The following is a 3,498-nucleotide window of genomic DNA, read 5'->3' on the forward strand; positions in this document are numbered from 1 at the left end:
CAGCCCAAAGCGGACATACCTGATTAGAACATTGGGCGGTAAGCCGTCATTCGCTGCGTTAATCGCCAATGTCGATTATGCGGACAGTTGCCCTTCAATCGATAGTGGCTGTAAAAGACTAGAAAGGTCCTGCGCGGCGTCTTTGCAGCGGTGCTTGCTGCAGAAAAAAATGGGCAGGAACGTGAACTCCGTTACCGCCGTCGACCTAGTTTGGTTGGCTCTCAAACCACTCTATCCAACTGATGAACGCCATTTTGCGGGTGTGTTACCCGGGGAAAGAAGACGCAGATGTACTTCCTTGCGTTGCCGCTTGGCTACATCCCGAGCTGCAGCTGGCGCCATCTCTTATCAAGCGTTTCTTTCTCCGCTCCCGAGTATTGAGGCGCCAAATACAATGTCTCGCGGATGCCCTCCGGCAGCGACAAGGCGGGATATTCAAAAAAGGAACTGTCCACGACATCCACAAGCTCTTCTGAGCTGATCACACCAAACAGATACTCGATCCCCAAGGCCAGGTTCTGTTTATTTACCAGGTGATTAATCGTCTTATTGGCCAAACCCAAATGCTTAGCATCAGTCGGAACCACAATCACATCCGCCCAAACATTGGTCCCCTCCTTGGGGATCATATATTTGTAGTCTCCCTCTCCTTCGAACATTGGCCCGAATCCTTCAGAGCTCCAGGTCAATGAGAGACAGATTTCTGCGTTCATCAGATCGTCATATTGCTCGGTGTTGAAGTCTGAGATGTAGGGTTCAATCGCACTCAAAACTTCAAAAGCGGCGTCCAAGTCTTCAGAATTCTTTGACCGTGGGTTCTTTCCCAAATAAGCTAGGGCCGCGGCTATGACCTCCTCATTGGAGTCCACAATAGTGATACCGCAATCAGCCATGCGTTTTGCATTCTCCGGATCGAAAATCAAAGACCAACTGTCGGTTGGTGCATCAGGAATGCGCGCTGCGACCTCTTCAATGTTGTAGGCGACTCCGGTTGTTCCCCACATGTAGGGAACCACATAATTCAGCGCCTCTGGCACATTGGAAAACAACAGCTCTTCCAGGAATGGCAAAGGCTTCACAATGTCCGGAAAGGTGTCCGGAACAAGTTTTTGAACGCCACCACTTGCAATAATGCGACCAACCGACTCGCTGGTAACGACAACAATGTCATAACCGGTGCCGCGCGCGATGAGACGTGCCTCCGCCTCATTGGCATTTGCGTAGCTGTCAATTTCGATGCCAAAACCGGTGGCTTCTTCCCAAGTTTCCAATACATCTTCGGCGACATAATCGGACCAGTTGTACACCAACACTTTGTTGTCATGCGCCAATACGGGCACCGCTCCGACTCCAAAGCAACACGACAGGGAACAAAGCTTGGAGGTCATGCGCATTGAGATGATCCTTTGGTTTGGTTTGCTTTCTTGAAACAGTCAATTCGCTCAAGTTCGGCGATAAGGGCGGCCTTTTTAAGTGGTTTGGAAAGGTAACCCGACATGCCTGCCGACAGCCCTTCCTCTCGGTGCTCGTTCATGGCGTTGGCAGACAGCCCTACTACTGGTGTCATTGGCGTCCCCTTGGCCGTCTGATAGGCGCGAATGGCACGCGTTGCGTCCAACCCGTCTAAATTGGGCATGCGGACATCCATCAAAACGAGGTCGAAGTTCCCTGCCTTGAATTTGTTCAGAGCATCGACACCGTCAAAGGCTGTTTCCACAGTCAAGCCCAGGCCCGCGACCATTTTGCTGGCGACCAGAAGATTTACCTTGTTGTCATCTGCAATCAGAACATGACCGGCCCAATCGCTTTCAATCAGCTTTTCAGTCTGCTGCTTCATGGCTCCTACTTTAAAAGTCACAGGGCATTCGACGGTGAAGGTCGACCCATGCCCCAATTGAGACACCACCGAGAGTTTTCCGCCGATTTGTTCGCAAAGCTTTTGGGCAATAGAAAGCCCCAAACCAGTGCCACCGTATTTTGTTGTCGTGGAGCCGTCTGCTTGGGTAAATTGCTCAAAGATCTTCGACTGCGCATCTTCTGAAATACCAATCCCAGTATCTTCAACGGAGATAGACAGTCGTCCTTGGTTCCCAGGTGGTTGTGGGTGTTGGCGCTTCAAGAAAACAGTTACCGCCCCATTGTCTGTGAATTTCAGCGCGTTATTCACCAGGTTGAGCAGAATTTGGCGGATTGGTTTGGCGTAACCGGCGCACAGCCAGGGATACGCGTCTTTCGGCGCATCAAGGCTAAGCTTGATACTCTTTCGATGTGCCTGTGCAGAGAAGAGCTCTAAGACTTCTTCACACATTTGCCGGGCATCAAACGTCTCTTGAGTAAGTTCAATTTTTCCAGCTTCAATCTTCGCCAAATCCAATACGTCGTTGATGATCTGAAGCAAAGAGTTTCCGCTTTTTACGACCAAGTCGAGCATATGCCTGCGCTCTGGATCTGCTTCGCTTTCACAAAGCAATTCACTCACGCCCATAACACCATTAAGCGGTGTACGAATTTCGTGGCTCATCGTTGCCAAGAAGGCCGATTTGGCTTGTGATGCGGCCTCGGCTTTCGCGCGGTCGTCCTCTGCCGCGCGCCGCGCCGTCACGGCTTCTTTGCGAGCGGTTTCGGCTTCTTTTCGACTGGCTTCCAGCTCCGAGTGGGACCGCAGAACAAACCGCTCCATCGGTCGCTGGACAAAGGCGATCGCGATGAAAACGCCAAGAGCCCCAAGCGCCAATGCCAAACGCGTGTAAAGCTCTTGCTTCGCGCCAGCCTTTTCTGCCGACGCAACTTCAAGCTGGTAGAGTTCCATGAATACGGGCAACGTTCGCGCGCCCAACTCTTCTCCTAGCTCACCAGCCCGCACTTTGCTTCTGACCGGGGTTTCCGTGTCACCAGCAATTTCCGCAATCTCCAGGATTTCATGAAACTCGGTGATGGGATTCAACGAAGGTTGAGTGAGAACGCGTTTGCTTTCTCCGTCAAACAAACCGCGCGCAAGCCGATCCTCAATTTCGCCGAGCGCGGCAGCTCCAACTCTGGAATTTCGTCTTAGATTGCCTTCCGCAACATTCGCGCTCTGAGCGCGTTCAGGATCACTCAAATCAGAAAATGCCAATGAAAGTTCAGAAGTGGAAACCAACAACTGCCCCAGGACCTGCGCATTAACTGAGCTTTCCATGACGCCTTTGTGTCCTTCCGACGACACGAAGAAAGCGGAAATCCCTGCCGCGACCAGAATAATCAGGGCAAGGCTACTGCGAAGGCGCAAATAACCGCGAATGTTCTTCATTGGCTCGTGGGTCTCTTAGAGAGCTGTTGTTCGGCGACCCTAACGTCGAAAACCTAATAGTTTCCTATTCAATCTGAGTGGCCGTCAAAACAATCCATTATGAGCAAAATAACGATGTCTGTTTCTGGCTGACAGCCGTCGTTGGATCTGTGCTGCACTAGCGGCAGCTATGGGCCGTTCGTTCAACTTTGCAAAGTTCGGTACTGCGC

Annotated in this window: 2 protein-coding genes; both read right to left on the reverse strand. The window is 51.5% G+C overall.

Annotation, left to right across the window (positions count from 1 at the left end; genetic code table 11):
• Window positions 1-314: 314 nt before the first annotated feature.
• Window positions 315-1,394 carry an extracellular solute-binding protein gene (locus QZ517_RS19835; RefSeq protein ID WP_294230729.1) on the reverse strand — a complete coding sequence of 360 codons (1,080 nt, stop codon included), beginning with the start codon at window positions 1,392-1,394 and terminating at the stop codon, window positions 315-317.
• Entirely contained in the window at window positions 1,385-3,289 is a 1,905-nt protein-coding gene (locus QZ517_RS19840) for an ATP-binding protein (RefSeq protein ID WP_294230732.1), read from the reverse strand. The genes QZ517_RS19835 and QZ517_RS19840 overlap by 10 nt, the downstream gene beginning before the upstream one ends.
• Window positions 3,290-3,498: the final 209 nt, after the last annotated feature.

This window comes from uncultured Shimia sp., from assembly GCF_913054185.1.
Classification (GTDB): domain Bacteria; phylum Pseudomonadota; class Alphaproteobacteria; order Rhodobacterales; family Rhodobacteraceae; genus Shimia.

Excerpts from the sequence above, each read along its gene's own strand:
- QZ517_RS19835 (WP_294230729.1), bottom strand. The coding sequence starts at position 1,394 with ATGCGCATGACCTCCAAGCTTTGTTCCCTGTCGTGTTGCTTTGGAGTC.
- QZ517_RS19840 (WP_294230732.1), bottom strand. The coding sequence starts at position 3,289 with ATGAAGAACATTCGCGGTTATTTGCGCCTTCGCAGTAGCCTTGCCCTG.